15 protein-coding genes and 1 pseudogene are annotated in these 22,267 nt (G+C 50.3%); 7 read left to right on the plus strand and 9 right to left on the minus strand.

Annotated elements, in window-relative coordinates; translation table 11 throughout:
- Positions 1–54: 54 nt before the first annotated feature.
- The 3 genes and pseudogenes from ACLJRS_RS07810 to ACLJRS_RS07820 form a co-directional block, all read right to left on the minus strand.
- Positions 55–277: pseudogene (locus tag ACLJRS_RS07810) on the minus strand (helix-turn-helix domain-containing protein); the annotation flags it as partial.
- A gap of 27 nt (positions 278–304) precedes the next feature.
- Positions 305–844, minus strand: coding sequence for a phase 1 flagellin gene repressor FljA (gene fljA / locus ACLJRS_RS07815; RefSeq protein ID WP_000388995.1), 540 nt, complete (start codon positions 842–844; stop codon positions 305–307).
- Positions 845–911: 67 nt separating this feature from the next.
- A complete protein-coding gene (locus ACLJRS_RS07820; protein ID WP_000079794.1) occupies positions 912–2,432 on the minus strand; it encodes a FliC/FljB family flagellin in 1,521 nt (506 codons plus the stop codon).
- A 91-nt stretch (positions 2,433–2,523) separates the two neighbouring features.
- On the opposite strand from ACLJRS_RS07820, the gene hin reads away from it, so the two are divergent.
- The 5 genes from hin to ACLJRS_RS07845 all read left to right on the plus strand — a co-directional run bounded on the left by hin (position 2,524) and on the right by ACLJRS_RS07845 (position 11,231).
- A complete protein-coding gene (gene hin / locus ACLJRS_RS07825) occupies positions 2,524–3,096 on the plus strand; it encodes a flagellar phase variation DNA invertase Hin (protein ID WP_000190914.1) in 573 nt (190 codons plus the stop codon).
- A 961-nt stretch (positions 3,097–4,057) separates the two neighbouring features.
- Positions 4,058–5,173, plus strand: a complete 1,116-nt coding sequence (gene iroB / locus ACLJRS_RS07830) for a salmochelin biosynthesis C-glycosyltransferase IroB (protein ID WP_001221103.1) — start codon at positions 4,058–4,060, stop codon at positions 5,171–5,173.
- Positions 5,174–5,253: 80 nt separating this feature from the next.
- Positions 5,254–8,910 (plus strand): salmochelin/enterobactin export ABC transporter IroC, encoded by a 3,657-nt coding sequence (iroC, locus tag ACLJRS_RS07835; protein ID WP_001111799.1) that lies wholly within the window; start codon positions 5,254–5,256, stop codon positions 8,908–8,910.
- 109 nt (positions 8,911–9,019) lie between these two features.
- A complete protein-coding gene (locus tag ACLJRS_RS07840; protein WP_001239924.1) occupies positions 9,020–10,264 on the plus strand; it encodes an esterase family protein in 1,245 nt (414 codons plus the stop codon).
- Between the two features lie 31 nt (positions 10,265–10,295).
- Positions 10,296–11,231, plus strand: coding sequence for an alpha/beta hydrolase (locus ACLJRS_RS07845; protein WP_000274363.1), 936 nt, complete (start codon positions 10,296–10,298; stop codon positions 11,229–11,231).
- Between the two features lie 41 nt (positions 11,232–11,272).
- Here ACLJRS_RS07845 and ACLJRS_RS07850 read toward each other — a convergent pair whose 3' ends face one another.
- From ACLJRS_RS07850 to pipB2, 3 genes are all read right to left on the minus strand, one after another.
- The gene (locus ACLJRS_RS07850; RefSeq protein WP_001264107.1) at positions 11,273–13,447 is read right to left on the minus strand and encodes a TonB-dependent siderophore receptor; all 2,175 of its coding nucleotides are present in this window, start codon (positions 13,445–13,447) and stop codon (positions 11,273–11,275) included.
- 531 nt (positions 13,448–13,978) lie between these two features.
- Positions 13,979–14,311 carry a hypothetical protein gene (locus ACLJRS_RS07855; RefSeq protein WP_077463764.1) on the minus strand — a complete coding sequence of 111 codons (333 nt, stop codon included), beginning with the start codon at positions 14,309–14,311 and terminating at the stop codon, positions 13,979–13,981.
- Positions 14,312–14,485: 174 nt separating this feature from the next.
- A complete protein-coding gene (gene pipB2 / locus ACLJRS_RS07860) occupies positions 14,486–15,538 on the minus strand; it encodes an SPI-2 type III secretion system effector PipB2 (protein WP_001670212.1) in 1,053 nt (350 codons plus the stop codon).
- Between the two features lie 517 nt (positions 15,539–16,055).
- Here pipB2 and ACLJRS_RS07865 point away from each other — a divergent pair.
- Complete coding sequence (locus ACLJRS_RS07865; protein ID WP_000178737.1) at positions 16,056–16,985, plus strand: VirK family antimicrobial peptide resistance protein; 930 nt, start codon at positions 16,056–16,058, stop codon at positions 16,983–16,985.
- Between the two features lie 293 nt (positions 16,986–17,278).
- Complete coding sequence (locus tag ACLJRS_RS07870; protein WP_000701511.1) at positions 17,279–18,175, plus strand: antimicrobial resistance protein Mig-14; 897 nt, start codon at positions 17,279–17,281, stop codon at positions 18,173–18,175.
- A 721-nt stretch (positions 18,176–18,896) separates the two neighbouring features.
- Here the strand turns inward: ACLJRS_RS07870 and ACLJRS_RS07875 are convergent.
- The 3 genes from ACLJRS_RS07875 to tctD all read right to left on the minus strand — a co-directional run bounded on the left by ACLJRS_RS07875 (position 18,897) and on the right by tctD (position 22,119).
- Positions 18,897–19,910, minus strand: coding sequence for a HoxN/HupN/NixA family nickel/cobalt transporter (locus tag ACLJRS_RS07875; RefSeq protein ID WP_001059351.1), 1,014 nt, complete (start codon positions 19,908–19,910; stop codon positions 18,897–18,899).
- Positions 19,911–20,042: 132 nt separating this feature from the next.
- On the minus strand, positions 20,043–21,458 hold the full coding sequence (locus tag ACLJRS_RS07880) for a sensor histidine kinase (RefSeq protein WP_000872338.1): 1,416 nt from the start codon (positions 21,456–21,458) through the stop codon (positions 20,043–20,045).
- On the minus strand, positions 21,445–22,119 hold the full coding sequence (tctD, locus tag ACLJRS_RS07885) for a transcriptional regulator TctD (protein WP_001237933.1): 675 nt from the start codon (positions 22,117–22,119) through the stop codon (positions 21,445–21,447). Before tctD ends, ACLJRS_RS07880 begins: the two co-directional genes overlap by 14 nt.
- Positions 22,120–22,267 lie beyond the last annotated feature (148 nt).

The following is a 22,267-nucleotide window of genomic DNA, read 5'->3' on the forward strand; positions in this document are numbered from 1 at the left end:
AGAAAATAGAACACTCACTGAGAGTCCTGCCTGGCTGGGGCAAAGCTCGCAGTCAGACTGTCGAGCATAAAGATAAGCAGTTGCCCGTGAGACGCCAGGATGTTGGGCTACGGTATCCATAGATTTGCGAAGATTCAGCAGACCTTCTTTGCGAAGCTTTAATGATCAATTCTTTTCTGTCAGCTGCTTTAAGCGTCCTGGCCGTAGTGGCACGAGCAGCGGCGAAACTATCTATGCGCTGTCGAATGGTCTCTGTTCCTCCAGGAGCAATATTTTCTCACGGAATTTTTTATTACCGTAGGCGTTATTCAGCGTAGTCCGAAGACGTGATCCTGCTCACCCAGTCAAACATAACTTGCATATGATTGCCATTGGATGTCCTCACACCAACCTGACACGCATTTACGCCTGTCGTTTTGCCAGTCAAAACCTGTCCATACTTCATATAGATTTTGATACCGACTCCCTGTTTATAGCACTTATTGCAAATCGAGAAATAATCTCTTCTCGATGGAGTATATTGCTGAAGATTAAATTCGTCAGTCGGCATCAGCGAAAGATTAAAAGCGTCATTACCTGATAATTCTTCAAGAATTGCCAGAGACTCTAATTTAACTTCAATGCGCTTATTTCCTTTAGGTTTATCCGAAGCCAGAATCAAATTTTCCCTCGGATTAAACTTCGCAATGTAGCCTATGATTATCCGGGCATTATTACTCACCAATCGAACAGGGATATCATTAAAACGTAGAAATTGAACTCGACGAGCAAGCATAGAATAATCCCGCGGCCATATTTCAGCCTCTCGCCCGTAGGAAATATCATTTACAGCCATACATTCCATAAATATATATTCATCTATGCTAAATGAAAAAGCCCCGAATTCACGGGGCTGAATAAAACGAAATAAATTAACGTAACAGAGACAGCACGTTCTGCGGGACCTGGTTAGCCTGCGCCAGAACGGAAGTACCGGCCTGCTGCAGAATCTGCGCGCGAGACATGTTGGAAACTTCGGTCGCGTAGTCGGAATCTTCGATACGGCTACGCGCTTCAGACAGGTTGTTTACGGTATTGCCCAGGTTGGTGATAGCAGAGTTGAAACGGTTTTGTACCGCACCCAGATCAGAGCGCAGCGCATCCACCTGCGCCAGCGCGGCATCAATTTTCTGCAGCGGGTTTTCGGTGGTTTTAGCGGCTGCTTCCGCCAGCTCTGGTTGTGCTTTGAAATCATGACCAGCGGCTTTGCTGGCATTGTAGGTTTTACCGTCGATAGTAACGACTTCGGTTTTACCGTCTACGCCACCCAGTTGGTTAGCCGCTGTTTTGGTAGTGCCGTCAGCAGCAGTATAACTTGTGGTTTTAGCTTTAATTGCTCCTGTCGCTTCATCGTAATCTGCGGCGTAATACTTATCGCCAGCTTTAAGCGCATAACCGCCTTCAATTGTCTTACCATTTTTATCGGTATAAGACATTTTGACCAACTCAGCGCCATTAGCATCGGTAGCGTCAACGCCGCCAGCAATTAAGGCATTTTTAGCATCTGCTGAAACAACTGCCGGTGTATCTTTTAACTCCTGTACTTCTGTTTTAGTTGTCGCACCAGCAGGCATTGTGGTTTTAGTTGCGCCAGCCGCAAGGGTTACTGTACCGTCAGTAGCAACGTTAACTTCATAATCGCCATTTTTGGCGGCATCAGCACCAGTAAAGCCACCAATAGTAACAAAGTACTTGTTATTATCTGCGTCAAATTTAACCGCACCACCGGTTACAGAAGCCGTACCATTCGTACCACCCGTAGCCGCTTTAATAGCTGCATCATCAAGACCCGATACATCCAGTGTAGTACCATTATTGGCATAAGCTTTCGTTGTTACTGCTGTATCTTTCACATCATACGCTTTCTGCACGTTCAGTGAGTCCAGACCCAGGGTCTGAGAGTTGATCTGCTTCAGATCGATATCGATAGTTTCACCGTCGTTGGCACCAACCTGGATGGTCAGGGTGTTGTCCTGCGCCAGGACTTTCACGCCGTTGAACTGAGTCTGGCCGGATACACGGTCGATTTCGTTCAGACGCTGGGTAATTTCAGCCTGGATAGAGTCGAGGTCAGACTGGGAGTTAGTGCTGTTAGCAGACTGAACCGCCAGTTCACGCACACGCTGCAGGTTGTTGTTGATTTCGTTCAGCGCGCCTTCAGTGGTCTGCGCAATGGAGATACCGTCGTTAGCGTTACGGGAAGCCTGAGTCAGACCTTTGATGTTCGCGGTAAAACGGTTAGCAATCGCCTGACCTGCCGCATCGTCTTTCGCGCTGTTGATACGCAGACCAGAAGACAGACGCTCGATAGCGGTGCCCAGTGCGGACTGGGATTTGTTCAGGTTATTCTGGGTCAGCAGCGACAGACTGTTAGTGTTGATTACTTGTGCCATAAAATTTTCCTTTTGGAAGGTTTTTGATAAAGCAATCCTCCATGAGAAAAGCGACTAAAATTCTTCCTTATCTGATGTAAAGGAGAAAATCATGGCTACTATTGGGTATATTCGGGTGTCAACAATTGACCAAAATATCGATTTACAGCGTAATGCGCTTACTAGTGCAAATTGTGACCGCATTTTTGAAGACCGTATCAGTGGCAAGATTGCAAACCGCCCCGGCCTGAAACGGGCGTTAAAGTATGTAAATAAAGGCGATACTCTTGTCGTCTGGAAATTAGACAGACTGGGCCGTAGCGTGAAAAATCTGGTGGCGTTAATATCAGAATTACATGAACGTGGAGCTCACTTCCATTCTTTAACCGATAGTATTGATACCAGTAGCGCGATGGGGCGATTCTTTTTTCATGTAATGTCAGCACTGGCCGAGATGGAGCGAGAATTAATCGTCGAGCGAACCCTTGCCGGACTGGCTGCCGCCAGAGCGCAAGGACGACTGGGAGGGCGCCCTCGGGCGATCAACAAACATGAACAGGAACAGATTAGTCGGCTATTAGAGAAAGGCCATCCTCGGCAGCAATTAGCTATTATTTTTGGTATTGGCGTATCCACCTTATACAGATACTTTCCGGCAAGCAGTATAAAAAAACGAATGAATTAAAATAAAAATCACAACAGGATGGATATAACATTTTTGTAATACAGGCGTATGGCATAAATAAACCGAAAGGGTATACAAAAAAGACAGCATCTAATTAAAAAGAGAAAAAATTCAACGTATTAACATATATAGTGTAACGCGCTCACGATAAGGCCTATGTTACATCCAGCTATAGACGACATCGCTCAAAACACTACCAGACACAGTATTCACCTGGAAAGGCTTTTTAATCAAAATGTTAGATGTAAGCAATTACGGACAGAAAAAATAGTAAAGTTTATGCCTCAAGTGTCGATAACCTGGATGACACAGGTAAGCCTGGCATAACATTGGTTATCAAAAACCTTGGTTTTCAAGAACCAATAAATCGTGTGGCTGATGCGCTATAAAAATCGCAGAGCGGTGACGATATCCGCATAAGGAGCTGTTCGTTCGCAACATTCGAACGGTGACGTTAAAGCTGGTTTCATTGGTTAATGAAGACGAAGGGGACAAAATTACTACAGAGTTGATACCACAGAGATAGTCCAGGCTCGCAGGTGATACGGGATTTAACGCCGGAAAGTCTACACAGAACACGATCTGCCGCCGGACACCATTAAATTGCCCCGCAACGCGTTATCAATACTACTCCCTACGTTTCCCGTTACCTTGCTGTCGGTGCGTTTACCTCATTGTCTGAAAGGTTATTTACGAAGTTATCATTAATAATCCACGGGCGTCTGGTATTCGAATCCAGTTCCCCAATCCTGGCGCTTTGCCTTTGCGACCATACGCGCGTAAATAAGTCTGAAACCAAACTTCACCGCTTAACGCTCTCATCTTTCCCGATTTTTACGCAAAAAATCATCACATGATCAAGTGTCGTATTAGTTATTGCATTTTACAAATGATATTGGTAATTATTATCATTCTCATTAACGACTTGTTCGATTTATGACGTGGAGAGAGAGGATTTCTCATGCGTATTCTGTTTGTCGGTCCACCACTGTATGGACTGCTATACCCTGTGCTGTCCCTGGCGCAAGCGTTTCGTGTTAATGGCCATGAAGTGCTGATTGCAAGCGGTGGAAAATTTGCACAGAAAGCAGCCGAAGCTGGGTTGGTGGTATTTGATGCTGCGCCTGGTTTCGATTCGGAAGCGGGTTATCGCCGTCAGGAGGCATTGCGAAAAGAAAATAACATTGGAACAAAAATGGGGAACTTCTCATTCTTCAGCGAAGAGATGACTGACCCGCTGGTCGCGTTCGCCGGGCAGTGGCGGCCAGATCTCATCGTCTACCCTCCCCTTGGGGTCGTTGGACCACTGATTGCCGCTAAGTATGACATTCCGATAGTGATGCAAACCGTCGGCTTCGGTCATACGCCCTGGCACATCAAAGGCGTGACGAAATCACTTTCTAACGCCTACCGCCGCCATGGGGTCAGCGCGCCACCAAGAGATCTGGCGTGGATAGACGTCACACCGCCCAGCATGAGCATACTGCAAAATGACGGAGAGCCGGTTATCTCCATGCAATACGTCCCGTATAACGGCGGCGCCGTCTGGGAAGAATGGTGGGAACGTACACCTGATCGCAAGCGTCTTCTGGTCAGCCTCGGCACCGTCAAACCGATGGTGGATGGCCTGGATCTGATTTCCTGGGTAATGGATTCTGCCGGCGAAGTAGATGCCGAAATCATCCTGCATCTTCCGGCAAACGCCCGCTCGGATTTACGTTCACTGCCGCCGAATGTCCGTCTGGTCGACTGGCTTCCGATGGGCGTTTTCCTTAACGGCGCCGACGGTTTTATCCACCATGGCGGCGCAGGCAACACCCTGACGGCGCTGCATGCCGGCATTCCGCAGATAGTCTTTGGCCAGGGTGCCGACAGACCCGTCAATGCCCGCGCCGTGGTCGAGCGCGGATGCGGCATTATTCCCGGTAAGAGCGGGCTTACGAGCAGCATAATCAATACCTTCCTCGGTAATCGCGCGCTTCGCGAGGCGTCGCAGGAGGTCGCGGCGGAAATGGCGGCCCAGCCTTGCCCGACCGAGGTGGCAAAAAAACTGATCGCCATGCTGCAACACGGCTAACCGCGGCAGCGCAATGACAATATGGCGGCTGAACCCAGCGTGTGTCGCCATATCTCATCTTTCACCGATAAGGAGGCTTAATGCCCGCGACTCATTCCCCCATGCCCGCTCGTGCCTGGATAGTTCGCCTTGCCCGCGTGTGTTGGGAACGTAAAACACTGAGCATCATTGTCATCGTAGCATCAGTATCGACCATTTTACTGGCTGCGCTGACGCCGCTAATAACGCGTCAGGCCGTCAATGACGCGATAGCAGGCGATACAACCCACCTGCCGTTACTTGCCTGCGGCCTGATATTAATTGCCCTTTTTGATTTTATCGGGAATTACGTGCGCCGCGGCTATGCCGGGGAACTCTCGCTGTGGGTTCAGCATACGTTACGTAGCCGTGCGTTCGACAGTATTCAGAAACTGGACGGCGCAGGCCAGGACGCCTTGCGTACCGGGCAGGTCATTTCGCGTACCAACAGCGATCTTCAACAGGTACACACCTTGCTACAGATGTGTCCGGTGCCGCTGGCGGTGCTCACTTACTATGTGGCCGGTATCGCGGTGATGCTATGGATGTCGCCATCCATGACGCTTATCGTGATTTGCGTACTGGCCGCTCTTGCTATTATCGCCCTGCGCGCCCGTCGCCGTGTTTTCGCGCAAACGGGGCTTGCCTCAGACCGGCTGGCGCACATGACGGAACATATGCGCGAAGTATTGGAACAGATCTCAGTGGTGAAGTCCTGCGTGGCGGAGTTACGTGAAACGCGTTGGCTCGATGGTCAGTCGCGGCAGATGGTGCGGGTACGCATCGGTGCCGCTATCTCGCAGGCGATGCCGGGCGCAACCATGCTGGCGCTACCGGTGATAGGGCAGATCGTCCTGCTGTGCTATGGCGGCTGGTCGGTGATGAACGGGCGCATCGATCTGGGAACCTTCGTTGCGTTCGCGAGTTTTCTCGCTATGCTGACCGGCCCTACCCGCGTACTGGCATCGTTTTTGGTTATCGCACAGCGCACACAGGCGTCGGTGGAGCGCGTCTTCGCGCTTATCGACACGCGTTCTCGCATGGAAGACGGTACTGAGTCGGTTGAAGGTCAGATTATCGGGCTGGACGTGGAGAAGATGAGTTTCCACTACGACAACGGTAACCGTATCCTCAATGAGATCTCGTTTTCCATTCACGCCGGTGAAACCGTGGCAGTGGTTGGCGCCTCCGGCTCCGGAAAATCAACATTGCTGATGTTGCTGGCGCGCTTTTACGATCCTACCTCCGGCGGGGTGTGGCTCAACACCACTGCGGGCCAACAGAATATTCGCGACCTGAAACTGACGGCGCTTCGTCGTCGCGTTGGCGTAGTTTTTGAAGACGCGTTTCTGTTTGCCGGTACGGTGGCGGAAAACATCGCCTATGGGCACCCGCAAGCGACTCAGGACGACATTCGACGCGCCGCCGATGCCGCAGGCGCCAGCGGGTTCATCAATGCGCTACCGCAGGGGTTCAACACCCGACTGACCGAACGCGGAAGCAACCTCTCCGGCGGCCAACGCCAGCGTATTGCGCTAGCCCGGGCACTGATTACCGCGCCGGAACTGCTGATTCTCGATGACACCACCTCGGCGGTCGATGCCGGTACTGAAGCGGAAATTAATACGGCTCTTGGTCGTTATGCCGATAATGAGCATATGCTGCTGGTGATTGCACGCCGCCGTTCAACACTGCAGTTAGCCGATCGGATCGTCGTACTGGATAAAGGCCGCGTCGTGGATATCGGTACCCAGGCGGAGCTGGATGCAAGGTGTCCGACGTTTCGCTCGCTGATGAGCGGCGAGGGGGATTTTCTCGCCCTCGCCCCGGCGGAACAACGTGAGCTATGGCCAACAACGCAGGCGGTAAAATCCGACGACGCGCATGAGCGCCAGACACCCGCTGGAAAAGGTTTTGTCGACCGAATGACGCGCGTTCCGGAACGCGCCGTACAGATGGCGCTGGCAGGCCACGGGCGTCAAGTCTCATCGCTGCTGACGCCAGTAGCCTGGATGTTCGTCATCGCCGCCCTGCTTATCGCGCTTGATTCCGCCGCAGGCGTTGGCGTGCTGGTGCTTTTGCAGCGCGGTATTGACTCAGGCGTTGCCGCAGGGGATATGTCGACTATTGGCATATGCGCTCTGCTCGCGCTGTGTCTGGTGGCGATTGGTTGGTGCTGCTATGCGCTGCAAACGATCTTCGCCGCCCGCGCGGCAGAGTCGGTACAGCATACGGTACGCTTACGCAGCTTCAGCCACCTGCTACGCCTGAGTCTTCCCTGGCACGAGAAGCACATCGACTCGCGTCTTACTCGCATGACCGTCGACGTTGATTCACTCGCCCGATTTCTGCAAAACGGTCTTGCCAGCGCGGCCACCAGCATCGTGACGATGGTCGCTATCGCCGCGGCAATGTTCTGGCTTGACCCCATTCTTGCATTAACGGCATTAAGCGCCGTGCCTGTAGTGGTGCTGGCGACGTGGATTTACCGCCGTTTGAGCTCGCCTGCTTACGCCCAGGCACGGCTGGAAATTGGTAAGGTGAACAGTACGCTTCAGGAAAAGGTCTCCGGTATGCGGGTAGTGCAGTCACACGGCCAACAGAAGCAGGAAGCCGCCAGGCTACGGGCGTTATCAGACAACTTCCGCGCCACCCGCGTGCGGGCGCAAAAATACCTTGCTGTCTATTTTCCGTTCCTGACCCTCTGCACCGAGGCCGCCTATGCCGCCGTGCTTTTAATCGGGGCGACCCGGGTCGCCGGAGGCGAAATGACGCCCGGGATACTGGCGGCGTTCTTCCTGCTACTGGGACAATTTTATGGCCCGGTACAGCAGTTGTCAGGCATTGTTGATTCCTGGCAGCAGGCGACCGCCAGCGGCAAACATATCAATGCGCTATTGGCGACTGAGGAAACGGAGAATATTGAACCGTCCTCCATAACGCCTGGCACTGGCGGCGCGCTACGTCTGGAGGCATTGACATTCCGCTATCCCGAAAAAACGCAACCTGTGCTTGATAATCTCTCGCTCACCATTCCGCCAGGAACGGTAGTCGCGGTGGTCGGACGTAGCGGCGCCGGCAAATCGACGCTGATCAAGCTGCTGGCCGGGCTCTACTCTCCCGGCAGCGGGCAAATCCGTGTCGGTGAGCGCCTAATTGATGCCGCGTCGCTTAGTGATTATCGTCGCCAGACGGGGCTGGTCACTCAGGATGTCGCATTATTTAGCGGCGATATTGCCGAAAATATCCGCTATTCGCGGCCAGACAGCAGCGACACGGAGGTGGAGATCGCGGCGCGACAGGCGGGACTCTTTGAAACTGTGCAACATCTGCCGCTGGGGTTTCGTACTCCGGTCAATAACGGCGGCACGGATCTGTCCGCGGGCCAGCGTCAGTTGATTGCCCTCGCCCGCGCCCAACTGGCGCAGGCGCACATTCTGCTGCTCGACGAGGCGACAGCGCGTATCGACCGCAGCGCCGAGGAGCGCTTAATAACCTCGCTTACCGGAGTGACGCATACCGAGAAACGCATCGCGCTTATCGTCGCGCACCGGCTGACCACCGCCCGCCGCTGCGATGTTATTGTCGTAATCGATAAAGGATGTATCGCTGAATATGGCAGCCATGAGCAGTTGATAGCGGCTCATGGCCTGTATGCTCGTCTGTGGCGGGCCAGCGTCGGCCAGACACGCGATACGCAAGGAGAGGTCGTAGGATAGTTTTTATCGCCACGATTTACGCAAAAGAAAGCCCGCAAGCGGCTGTTCCTGTAACAGCCGCTTTAGCTATTGATACTGACCGAAATATAAACGAGATGGAATACAAAGAATGAGACTGAGCCCGCCCGTCGCTCCTGTCGCTATACAGACCGCTACGCGCCTTCGCCGCCAACTCGCCGCCGGAAGACAGGTTGACGCTTCTCACTTCTGGCGAGAAGTAAACTCGCTCGCGCTGCCGCTGGTGACAGCCATTAACGGCGCAGACGATGAACGGGAAGTCACCTTCCTGTGGCGTGCCGCCTCTCCTCTGCGGGGGGTTTATGTTCGCCTGAACCGTGTCACCGATAAAGATAACGTGGCGAAAGGTATGATGACGCAACTGCCCACAACGGATATCTGGCATCTGACGCTTCGCTTACCGGCGTCCTACTGCGGTTCCTATACGATGGTCGAAATACCACCGAAAACCCCGGACGAGACGGTGTTGCAGCTTGGAAGCCGTTTCGCCTCCCTTGTCGGGAGGGCGGACCCGCTGAACAGCACGCCGGGAATAAATGTTCGGGGTAATACGCAGGAGTCTGTTCTGGCGTTGGATCATGCCCCGGCACAGGAGGAGTGGTCAGGCTGTCGCGCTTACGCCGGGCAGCTTTTCACCTCAGAACATCGGCTTGCCGGACAACGTCGCCGTGTGCGGCTGTATCTTCCTGACGCTCCTGTCGTACAACCGCTGGGCTTACTGGTACTCACGGATGGCGAGATCTGGTTCGACCATCTTGGGGTAAGCGCCGCCATTGACGCCGCCATCCGCAGCGGACGCATCGCGCCGGTGGCCGTACTCGGCGTTGATAACATCAACGCGGGTGAACGCGTCGCAATCCTCGGTGGTCGCCGCGAGCTGGTGCTCGACATTGCCGAACGCCTGCTGCCAACCCTTCGCGCCAAATACCCGGAACGACAGTGGGCGGACCGTACACAAACGGTGCTGGCTGGGCAAAGCCTCGGCGGCGTGACCGCGCTGATGGCGGCCCGCCACGCGCCAGAGAGCTTTGGCCTGGTACTGAGCCACTCCCCCTCAATGTGGTGGACGCCGGACAACCGCAACCGCCCGAACCATTTCAGCGCAGAAGAGCGCTCATGGGTCAGCGAACATGTGTTATCCGCGCCCTCGCCAGCCGTACGTACGCATCTGTGCGTGGGATCGCTGGAAGGTTCGACGGTCCCGCAGGTCAAACAGTTGCATGAAAAATTGCGCGCCGCCGGCGTTGAAAGCCATTGCAGCGTGTACACCGGCGGTCACGATTATGCCTGGTGGCGCGGCGCGCTGATTGACGGATTACGTCTACTGCCCCGATAAAACTTCACCTGCCAAAAAGGAATCACATCCGATGTATGGTCGCCAGTACCACAACAAGTGCTATCGCATGGCGCTATTTTTAGTGAGTTTTTGTTTTAGCGCGCTGAGTTATGCGCAGCCGGATATGCAGCCATTAGGACCGAATATTGCTGATAAAGGTTCGGGATATTACCATTTTAGGGTCAATGACTTTCAATCTGCCGATGGCGCAAGACATTACCGGGTATGGACCGCTATTCCCAATAAAGCCGCCCCGCCGTCGGGTTATCCTGTCTTATATATGCTGGACGGCAACGCAGTGATGGACAGACTGCCGGAGACGCTGCTCAAACAGCTGGCAGACCACTCGCCGCCGGTGATTGTGGCGATTGGCTATCAGACTAACCTGCCGTTTGATCTTAACGGCAGAGCTTATGACTATACGCCGGCGCCGGGAATCGATCGCGATGACAGTGAAAATAACCCGCGTTTTCATCGTAAAACCGGCGGCGGGCCAGCGTTCCGCCAGCTACTGGAGAGACATATCGCGCCGCAGGTGGAACAAGGAATAACCATCAACTCCGAACGGCGCGGGGTATGGGGACATTCTTATGGCGGCCTGTTCGTTTTAGACTCCTGGCTGTCGTCATCCTTCTTTCATATCTATTACAGCGCCAGCCCGTCACTCAGCAGGGATAACTTTGTCCTGTTGAATCGCCTTACGACAGTGAAGCCGTCGCTGTTCTGCCATAAAAAACTCATCATAATGGAAGGTTCAGCGTCGAATGGGGATAGCAGGCAACGCCAGATGGCCGAGCTCCTGCAAAAAGTTCAGGAGACCGTGAGAACGCTTGAGAACAACGGCGTTAACGCGGCCCTGCAGCATTACCCGGGCCTGGGCCACGGGCCCATGTTTAACGCCTCTTTTCGCAGTGCATTGCTGGATATCAGTCGCGAACCGGCAAGCCAAAAACCACGCTGCCATTAACCCGCCGCCAGAATATGCCCGCCAGCGGCGGGCATAATCCATCAAAACGAGGCCGTCACACCGGCATAATAAGCCCGACCCGGTTCGTTATAGGTATTTGCCCCTTCGGCGGAGCGATAGATCTGTTTATCGAAGATATTGCTGATACCGACATTAAGACGCAGGTTCTTGTTGATATCGTAGTTAACGTTGGCACCAACCAGTGAGTAAGCCCCCAGCGCTTTCCCGGACAATCCTTTGGTCTCTTCACTACGCGACTCCGCATGTGTTCGCGGTTTTTGCTTGCCGTATAACGTCCAGTTGACGTTAGCGGAGAGCGCGCTGGTGACAGTCCAGTCGAGGAAGGTATTCACCGTATATTTCGGGATTATCGATAAAGGATTACCGGTATCTTTTTGCTCAGAAGTGATCATATAAGTCGCATTGGTATTCCAGTTCAGACGGTCCGGCATCAGCGGAACAGCCATGCTGGCTTCAATACCTTCAATCAGCGCTTTACCGCCGTTCTGCCACTGCAATACATAAGCGCCAGATGCGCTTCTGCCAATAATCTGATCACCTGCGACAATCTTATTCTGATAATCGTTACGGAAATACGTGACGCTTGCGTGATAATCGTCTACGGTAAATTCCAGCCCAATCTCTTTATTGATGCTAATTTCAGGATCGAGGTTCTTATTACCGACCAGGTAACAGCCGCCTGACGTAATATCTTTTGGACAACCGTTGCCTTTCGAATAGAGTAAATACCCCTCACTGGTTTGATACAAGTTCGGTGCCTTAAAGGCCCGGGCAATACCGGCTTTCACCTTGACGTATTCACCTAACTCCTGGGAAAGGTTAAGACTGGGACTAAAATTACTCCCGGATTCGCTCAAATAGTCAAAACGCAGACCCGGAATAATATTGGTACCGGCCATGGGTTCGATATTATCTTCAACGTACAGCGCACTGATTTCCGATTTATTTTTGCTGCTACGGTTAGCCGCCGAACCGGGAATCCCGGCGATATTGCTATCCTTAACCGTCAGACTGGTAGAGGAAGGATCGTTCAGCTCATCGCGGTTCCATTCCGCGCCGACGGTGAGCGTTTGCTCAAATAGCCATATCACCGGGACATTCACCTCGCCGCTGGTGCGATACGAGGTCAGGCGGTTAGTGGTAAACGTCTGGTCGTTGGTAATACGCCCCTCGCCGCCGCCGGAGAGCCCCTCATTCATGCGGGTGTTATCGGTTTTTTCATAGTAGAACCCCAGGCGGCTTTGCCCCCAGTCCCAGATGCCGTTATGAGTTAGACCGTAATTCTGCCGGTACAGGCGATTGGTCTCCCGCCCGGACTGCGCGAGACTTTTAGTAACCGCGTTCGAAGTACTGTTTTGCGTATCGCCGGCATAGATATTCCCCTGCCGACTGTATCCCGCTTCAAAATCAAGGATTTGCTGCGGGGTCATTTTCCATGAGAAGACGCTATTAATATCTTTATTGGTGACCCCCTCCCGTCCGGCGGCATTTTTGGTACCGGCGGAGGAGTTAATATCCCAGCTGTCGGCATCGGTTCTGTTGAGATTACCGTACAGGCGCATCGTCAACGTATCACCAGCCAACGGGCCGCTAAGGCTAAAGTTACCCCGCCTGGTGTCACCTTCTTTGCTGCTTTCCGGCTGGTTGGTATAGAGCGACAGCGAGCCGTGCCAGTCGTTAGTCGGACGTTTGGTGATGATATTCACCACCCCGCCAGCGGCACCGGAGCCATAGCGCGCGGCGGCGGGCCCACGGATCACTTCAATACGTTCTACCATCTCCGGCGGTACCCAGTTCGTATCGCCACGGGTGTCGCGTTCTCCGCGCCAGCTATAGCGAACCGAATTTCGCGACGTCACCGGCACGCCGTCAATCAGCACTAAGGTATTTTCCGGCCCCATACCACGAATATCAATTTGTCGGTTATTTCCGCGCGTCCCCGAGGCGCTATTGCCGGTAAGATTAACCCCAGGCATCTTACGAATAATATCGGCAAGATCGTTAACGGGAGGATTCTTTTGAATATCGTCACGAGTAATAATCGAAACGCCCGGCTGTTGCTTTAATACTTGCTCGGCGGTGGATTCAACCACCATCGTTTCGCCGTTGTCGTCAGTAGATTCTGCTGCTGATAATGGACTATTAACCCCTGTAGAAACCACGGTTATTAACCAGATGAACTTCTTAACTCTCATACCCATTCCCTAAATAATGTCTAAAGTAGCGCTGTTGCCCTCAAGCTCACATCCTTGCCAGGTTACGTCTATATAGTAATTATTATCATATGCTAATGATAATAATTATCATTCAATTAAGGAAAAGGCAATCTTTCGACCACAAAAATCTGGTAATAAAAAAACGGAAACGGGATTTTGCAATATGACTCTCTGTCCGGGCTCCGCTTTGCCAGTAAATCCGGGAAGGGGGGCATAATGCGCCTACTGAACGGAGGTTTTACAAAACAGAAATAGATAAAATAAAACTATTTTTCAGATCGTTAATCACAAGAAACACCCAGGTAAGATGGTATAGCACGGTTCAGGGTTCACCGCCGCTTCCCTGCCGACGGCGAACCATTCTTACAGTTTGCCAGCGACTTTCCGTCTGGGTAATGGTGGGATCGGATACGATTGTAGTCATTCGATATATGACGATGAAAGTGATGTTGGCGCCAAAATACAAAGCGCCTGGTAATATTTATCAGGCGCTTTGCAGACTGAAAACCATCAAACATCGGTTTCTCGTTCCCCAGGATCTACCGGGAAAAATGGCAACCCACAGTTAGTGGATTTTACTGTCGGGTCTTGCCAGGGATGTTGTGTTACCCCCAGATCTTTTAAAAGACCTCGTAACAGCACTAACTCGCTGGGTGTCATTTTTTGCTTTGATTCACCCCCTTTAGGTGGACGAATATCCTCCTGACTAGTACATGTAACACAATAACCTTTTAACTCTATCCATTTAGGCGCGGGGGGGCCCTTAGGATCGGGAGGCGTCGGGCTGGCAACGCACGAACAGGCACTTATACATCCAGGCATAACGTTTTCCTTTTCAAACAATTCACTTTAGTTGGAAGTTCTACTTGAGAAAATAGAAATAGTTATTCAGATATTTTTACCGTCGCATACTCCTGTAATAATAAAAGATACTGTAAATAATTTACTCCCAGCTACTATTCAGTAGCAGATTGTTATTCTTACATTGCTTTTATTTCAGATTTACGTCAAATAGGGCTAAATATTTTCACTATAAAATACGTTAAAGAGTGTTTGTGTACTCGTAGACATTGTGGCGTCTTCAGTACGCAAATCGGTTAGTGTACAATCTTTAAAACTGGTATTTTTTAAATTAGCTTCGGACAAATCAGCCTCGCCCAGGTTCGTAGAAATGAAACTCGCCTTTTGCAGGTTTGCCCGGGTTAAGATAGCGCCTTCCATATCAGCAGCCATTATAGTAGCACCCTGTAATGTCGCACCGCTCATATCGGCACGTATAAGGGTTGCGCCTGAAACATTAGCGTGATCCATATTTGCACCGGAGCAATTACATTCTATCATGCTACAGCCTAACAGACTCGCGTGTTGTAAATTGGCGCCAGTAAGATTAGCGTGATCGAGGGTAGCGCCACACATAATGCTATCTTCCAGACAGGCGTTCTTGAAATTACTGTCGCCTAGTGATGTTCCCGATAGATTTGCGCCCTTAAAATTTGCACCTTCACAATCCGCCATAAACAGCACTGCCCCCTCTAAATTTGCGCCGCTTAAGTCTGCGTCACATAAATTTTCTGACGTCAGATTTGCTCCGGTAAGGACAGCGCCTTTAAGATTCATGCCTCCCTGGGCAGTTAATATTACAGAATCCTGAGGGAGAGAAAATTCGCATCTGAATAGTAAAGCTCGGCATATTTTTTCAAAAGAGGCAAGCGGAATTTCTCTTGTCTCAGAATGGTCGCCTTTACTGACTCGTACAATAACTTGTCCAGCTTCGTTATTCTCACCAGGAAGATTAAATTCGACACGACACCCATCCATATCATCCAGGATGATGTTTTCTGGCAACGGAGCACCTCTGTCAGGCATTGTACTTTTCAATGTCTCAGCCATAGTCTCTATCAATTCCTGATATTGTGTTTCATTTCTCCGACGTATCCCACCACAGGTAAAAAAGTTAATGATATATTCCAGAATGGTTTTGGGCGAGGTAGCTTGCCGCATAGCAGCAGAAGTCCCCGCGCCAAAAGCAGATTTAGCCATACCAGCCAGACTATCGAGTGAACGCTCCATATATTTTCTCCCAGAGACAGCAACACAGTGCATGATAAAATTTATCATATAGATTTGCATTTAGAGATAAGGTGAATACCCCCTTTACGTCTGGTTACATAATAACGTATCACGACGCGTTGCTGTCTGGCTTACACAATAGCAGCCAAATAAATATATTGGCTTATACTCGTCATACTTCAAGTTGCATGTGCTGCGACTGCGTTCCCTCACCCCAGTCACTTACTTTAGTAAGCTCCTGGGGATTCGCTCGCTTGTCGCCTTCCTGCAACTCAAATTATTTAGAGTATATAACATTATTTAAAATAATAAACACGGCATTCGTTTTAATACTACGTTCAGGACTCATCCCACTCATTAGCAGAAAACCTATTAAAAAGCGTGTTCAGGCGTTTTATTACCGCCATTGATAAACTGTTTAACAACATCGTCTGTACAGGCCTTCTTCGTTGCCTTTACGTTTAACTCAATCAGGCTACCGTCTCGGTTATAAGTCCATCGAGTAGTTGAGCCGAGTATGACGATGCAGCAAAGTGATATGGAAAGATATAATCCATTATTAATGTTAAAAGAAGTCATGGCGCAGACGCCTTATCGCCATAAACGCTGGGGAGAGCGTAAGTTTCGCTATAAATTTGTATTACGTTGCCTTATTAACCCCATAACGACAATTAAATACTTCAATGAATTATGCCATCTGTCTCAGCCCAGAACGCTGATCATTCATCGTCCACTGTTGCCGGCAAAAATCCAGCGGCCCTATTTGTATACCGGACTTAGCATACGTTGCCGGGCAAGAGCTATTCTGGAACACTACCAGTTCGTTCAGTCCTTTCCGGAAAGTAAAATTAAAAAGATCCTCCTGTCCGAGGAACAAATCTTACTCGCTCACCTGGAAGGAAAAAACGGTGCTCTGGTAGATATCTACTGCGGTCCCTGTGGCTATGACAGAGAAGGTGAACTGACATTAACGCTGTGCTTCAATGATACGCCGTTGGCACGTTTATCATTTTCCTTTATCCGCCATGAAGGGAAGCAAATAGCGCTGGTTGCCGGGTTACAAGGGCCCAGTAAACATATCGGCCCACAAGTCATACGTAACGCCACCAAAGATTGTTACGGTCTCTTTCCTAAACGGATGCTGTATGAAGCATTTGCGACATTGATGCAGGCCTGTAATGTCGACGAGATTTATGCGGTCAGTGAAAACAACCATGTTTATCGTCAACTCCGGTACTTATTCCAGAAGAAAAAAACTTTTGTGGCCAGCTATAGTGAATTCTGGGAGTCGCTAAACGGCGTTAAGAAAGGTGCCTTATATCATCTGCCATCACAGGTGATGCGTAAAGCGCCTGAAAGTATCCCCAGCAAAAAACGCGCAGAGTATCGGAAACGCTATCATATTCTGGATACAATAATACAAGAGGTTAACAGCCTCTCCCGGTAGAACTATTTCATACGCGGATGTGCAGATCCTGCTACCGTTCAGCGGATCTCTTTGAAATCTGTATCGCTACTGGATGGTTAAATACAGAATGGCTTGCGAGTGAAAAGCGCGGTATTAAACCGTCGCTTTCACTCATGTTATGATCAACATCTTAATCTTATTCCCTTCACCATAACGTCATCGATTAGCATGTTAACCATTAAATACAAGCTAAACATTTGTCACATTTTTATTTGGTTAAGCAAAAAAATAATACAAAATAGCATTTTCAGTAAGCTAAGTCAGGAGTTTTGGTGAAAATACAAGAAGTTAAGCGTATATTAACCCGCTGGCAGCCGTCTTCCTTTACCCTATACCGGGAGGTGTTTACGCAATACGGCGGTAGTATCAATATGCACCCAGATATTGTTGATTATTTTATGAAGCGCCATAACTGGCATTTTAAATTCTTCCACTATAAAGAAGATGATAAGATTAAAGGCGCCTACTTTATCTGTAATGATCAGAATATTGGCATCCTGACGCGCAGAACCTTCCCGCTATCGTCAGATGAGATACTTATTCCGATGGCGCCAGATTTACGCTGCTTCTTGCCCGATCGTACTAACCGACTTTCGGCGTTGCATCAGCCACAAATACGCAATGCCATATGGAAACTCGCCAGAAAGAAACAAAATTGTCTGGTCAAAGAAACGTTCTCTTCTAAGTTTGAAAAAACACGCCGTAATGAATATCAGCGGTTTCTTAAAAAAGGCGGAAGTGTAAAAAGCGTTGCTGATTGTTCTTCTGATGAACTGACTCATATTTTTATCGAGTTATTTCGGTCTCGTTTCGGCAATACTTCATCCTGCTATCCCGCTGATAACCTTACCAACTTTTTTAGTCAACTGCATCACCTTCTGTTTGGGCATATTCTTTATATTGAAGGGATACCCTGTGCATTTGATATCGTACTGAAATCTGAAAGCCAGATGAACGTCTACTTTGACGTATCTAATGGTGCAATTAAAAATGAGTGCAGGCCACTCAGTCCCGGCAGCATACTAATGTGGCTAAATATTAGCCGTGCCAGACATTACTGCCAGGAAAGACAAAAAAAATTGCTTTTTTCCATCGGCATACTAAAGCCTGAATGGGAATATAAGCGCATGTGGTCGACCCCCTATTTTACCGGAAAATCGATTTGCTAAAAAGAAAGCCTGGACGTAAATATGTTTTTTACGTCCAGATTTTTCATAAATCCTGATGAACTGATAAAAAACGAAAATTTAATCAGAATTTAAAAAATAAGTTAACCACCATATAATCATAATGACAATTACTCGAAATTCACTTACACTATACTCGGTTTTATGGAATTGATTAACACGGTATGTTACAGATAACGTGCTAAAAAGCGTGCAGCGGTTATACATTTTCATATGTGTGTGTCATTAACCTGGCGTCAGGAACAGATGATGATGACAACTACCCTTTTATCTCTTCTGGCCTGGCATACCGTCAGTAGATTAAAGGAGTAGCCTTGCTTTATGGCATTACAAAAATGCGGGTGGGGTCTATGCTCAATGTATACGTTATTTGTAACAACGCTCTTGTGCATAAACAATACGTTATTGCCAACAGCACTGAACGGGTACAGTGGTTCTTGCTGACAACAGGCTTAAAGATCGCCTTAACACGTGATACCTGATAACTGGATTATATTATGACACATGCAGACTGGCTGATTCTTGGGTATACAACTGTTATTATTATTTTTGGTATTGTATGTTATATCGGATTGCTTAAATTGATAACGAAAGGCAAGCATGAAAAATAACGCACTTACCGGGAAGAATATACTCTCAGGAGATAAAATGCTTCGGCAATGATATGACACCACTGCCGAAATGCTATTTTTAAAGAAATCAATCAGGTATTGAGGGTGATTTTATCATAGCCGCGCCAGCGATAATTCAACAACGAGAGCAGCCAGAATAGCACAAAAGCACCCACTACCCAGAAGCCCACATTCCCCATATGATCGTTAAGCGTGCTGACGGTCTGCCAAAATGTTCCGCTTAACTGTAACGCATCATCAATCAACCCCAGCGCCTCAAGTCCGCCAATCGCCAGCGCGACAATGACGGATGCGGCGGTAATGGTCATATTATAATAAAGCTTACGTAATGGATGCGAGAAAGCCCAACCGTAAGCGCCGACCATGACAAAGTTATCCAGGGAATCTACCAGCGCCATCCCGGCGGTAAACAGCACAGGAAAAATCATCATTGACCAGAGAGATAGCCCCTGGTTAGCTGCTGAAGCGGAAATGCCCAGCAACCCAACCTCGGTTGCGGTATCAAATCCCAGACCAAACAGAAAACCGACAAAATACATATGCCAACTGGAAGTGACCAAACGAAACGTACGCTGAAATATACGCGTCATCAGCCCGCCAGGTATGGCCTCGTCATGCGCCCTCACTGACTCGCCGCGGGTAACCGAGCGAAATTGCCGCCAGACGTTGAACAAAATAAACAGGTTAAGCAGGGCCATCGCCAGCAGAAAAAAAGCGGAAACAGCCGTACCAATCAACGAACCATATTGATGCAAAACATCAATACGATCGCGAAATGCCATCGACGTCACAACAATCGCCAGACATGCCAGAACGACAATGGTCGAATGACCCAATGAAAAAAACGCCCCCACGCCTAAAGGCGTTTTACCCTGCTGCATCAGTTTACGGGTGACGGTATCGATGGCTGCGATATGATCGGCATCAACCGCATGACGCAGCCCAAAGCTATACGCCAGTATGGCTGCGCTTAGCATGACGGCATGGTGATGAAAAACACAGAACGCCCAAATCCAGGCCAGGATGTTAACACCGACAAGAAAAACGGTTAATGCTATTCCCCGTCGTTTAGTATGATTATTCATGCCCCTGCACCCACTATATTTTTAATTAACGCTACGGTTTGTAGGGGGAATGTATGATCATTTGATTAAAACGTCACACCTCAAGATGCGACTTTTTGTAAACGTGCTTTACCGCTGACACATTTGTGCGCATTACTGCGGGACAAGGCTTAAAAAGCGTATCCGAACGTATAACCCTCCCAACGCTTCGCTACGGGAAAAATGGGGATGAGTACGGTGCAGGCGTGCGATATCATTGACCAAAGCCAGACCAATGCCCGCCCCGGCCACATTTCCTACGTTATCGAGCCGGTGGAACGGCTGTAGCGCCAGATGGATGTGTTCATCATCAATGCCGGGGCCGCTATCTTCGACAACCAGCGTCACGGCATCGCCATCCCGTTCAAGCCGCGCGGTGACGATGCCTTGCTCAGGCGTGTATTTCAGCGCATTATCCAGCAAGTTTCCGCATAGCTCGCTAAGCAGTACCTCATCCCCCTCGATCCACATCGCTTCCTGTTCGCCTTCGTAGCCCAGGTCGATATGTTTACTCCGCGCCTGCGCCAGGCGGGTAAAGCAGCCGCTCTGTACGATATCGTACAGATTCACCGGTGAAAAGCGCCGCTCGCCCTGCTCTTTATGCTTTACCGCAGAAAGTTGCAACAATCTTTCCGTGAGCTGAATGGTACTATCCAGCGTTACGCTCATCGCCTGCAGACTTTCGTACCAGTGATGAGGGTGCTGGCTGGCTAACGCCACCGCCGCCTGCGTTTTTAACACCGCCAGCGGCGTTTTTAACTGGTGAGAAGCATCGGCACTAAAGCGTTCCTGCCGGGAAAGGATGCCGCGGAGCCTGTCAATGTAGCGATTAAACGCCACGATTAACAAGCGTGTTTCCGACCACGGCAGCAGTTCCGGCAGCGGCGTTAACAGACCCGGTTCGCGGCGTACCATTAATGACGAAAGTTGACGCATAGGGCGCAGGATCCGGCGTAATAACCAGCCAACCAGCACCAGGGTTAGCAGCACCAGCAGACCCTGTGAGATCCAGGAAGAGAACAGCAGTTGGCCCGCCAGATAACGACGGGACTGCAGCGTCTCTGCGACATAAATCTCCGCCATGCCGATAATGCCGCCTTCGTTGACCGGCTGTAGCAAACGCGCCACGCGGATCGCCTCGCCGCGATACTCGGTATGATAGAACCACGCCAGCGCCGGATAAAGCCGGGTACGGGGCGTAGCGGGCGGCATGGCAGGCAGATCGTCATAACCGGAAATGACCTTTCCGGAAGGGTCGACGACTTTGTAATAGAGTCGATCATTCATATTAAGCTCGAAGCTATCCAGCACCACCCAGGGCACGTTAACTTCCAGATGGTTATTGCGCACCACCAGCCGTTCCGATACCGTTCGCGCCGAGGAGAGCAATGTACGATCATAAGCCTGAGTGGCGGCCTGTAGCGCATTGACATAACTGTTAAACGCCGACAGCCCCCATAGCAGAATCAGCGGCAACCCCAGGAACAGTAAGAGTTGCAGGTACAACGATTGCGGCTTAACCCACTTCATCGCCGCACTCCAGCACATAACCCAGGCCGCGCAGCGTCGTAATTCGTACATCGCTTCCCTGGAGTTTTTTACGCAGTCGATGAATATAAAGTTCGATGCTTTCAGGGCTTACCTCATCGTTCAGGCTGAACACCTGTTCAAAAAGCTGCTGACGCGAGACCGGCCGCGTTCGTCGGTACATCAATACGGTTAAGAGCGCCTGCTCACGCGGCGTCAGCGCTAACGGCTGCCCCTGTAACAGAAAATACCCTTCATCATGAAAGATCAATTCCCCCAGTTGCTGAACTTCATGAACCTGCCCAGCGCTGCGTCGCAGCAAGGCCCGTAAACGGGCATCCAGCTCTTCCAGTTCAAAGGGTTTCGGCAGATAGTCATCCGCGCCGACGTTGAGACCTTTTACGCGATCCGCCACCGCGCTTCGCGCCGTGAGCAGCAAAACGGGCAAGGTCTGACCGCGTTTACGCAGCCGTTGCACCACCTCCAGTCCATCCATTCCCGGCATATTGATATCCAGCACCGCCAGCGCGTACATTTCACTGTGCAGAAGATGGTCAGCCGCCAGGCCGTCAAATACGCAGTCCACGGCAAAGCCGTTTTGCACCAGCGCTTTCTCCAGCCAGTGAGCCAGCTCACGGTTATCTTCCGCCAATAAGAGACGCATATCACATCCTGTAAAGTTTCTGCCGCATTGAAAGGGAATTGAAAGGTTATTGTTTTAACAATCACGCAACCGAACTGCTACATGTCGGCTCACATAATCACAAAAATCTTCTTCCGAACCTGAAAAATCCGGACGTCCGGCGTGAGGA

It is taken from the genome of Salmonella sp. SAL00670 (genome assembly GCF_046552235.1).
GTDB lineage: Bacteria > Pseudomonadota > Gammaproteobacteria > Enterobacterales > Enterobacteriaceae > Salmonella > Salmonella enterica.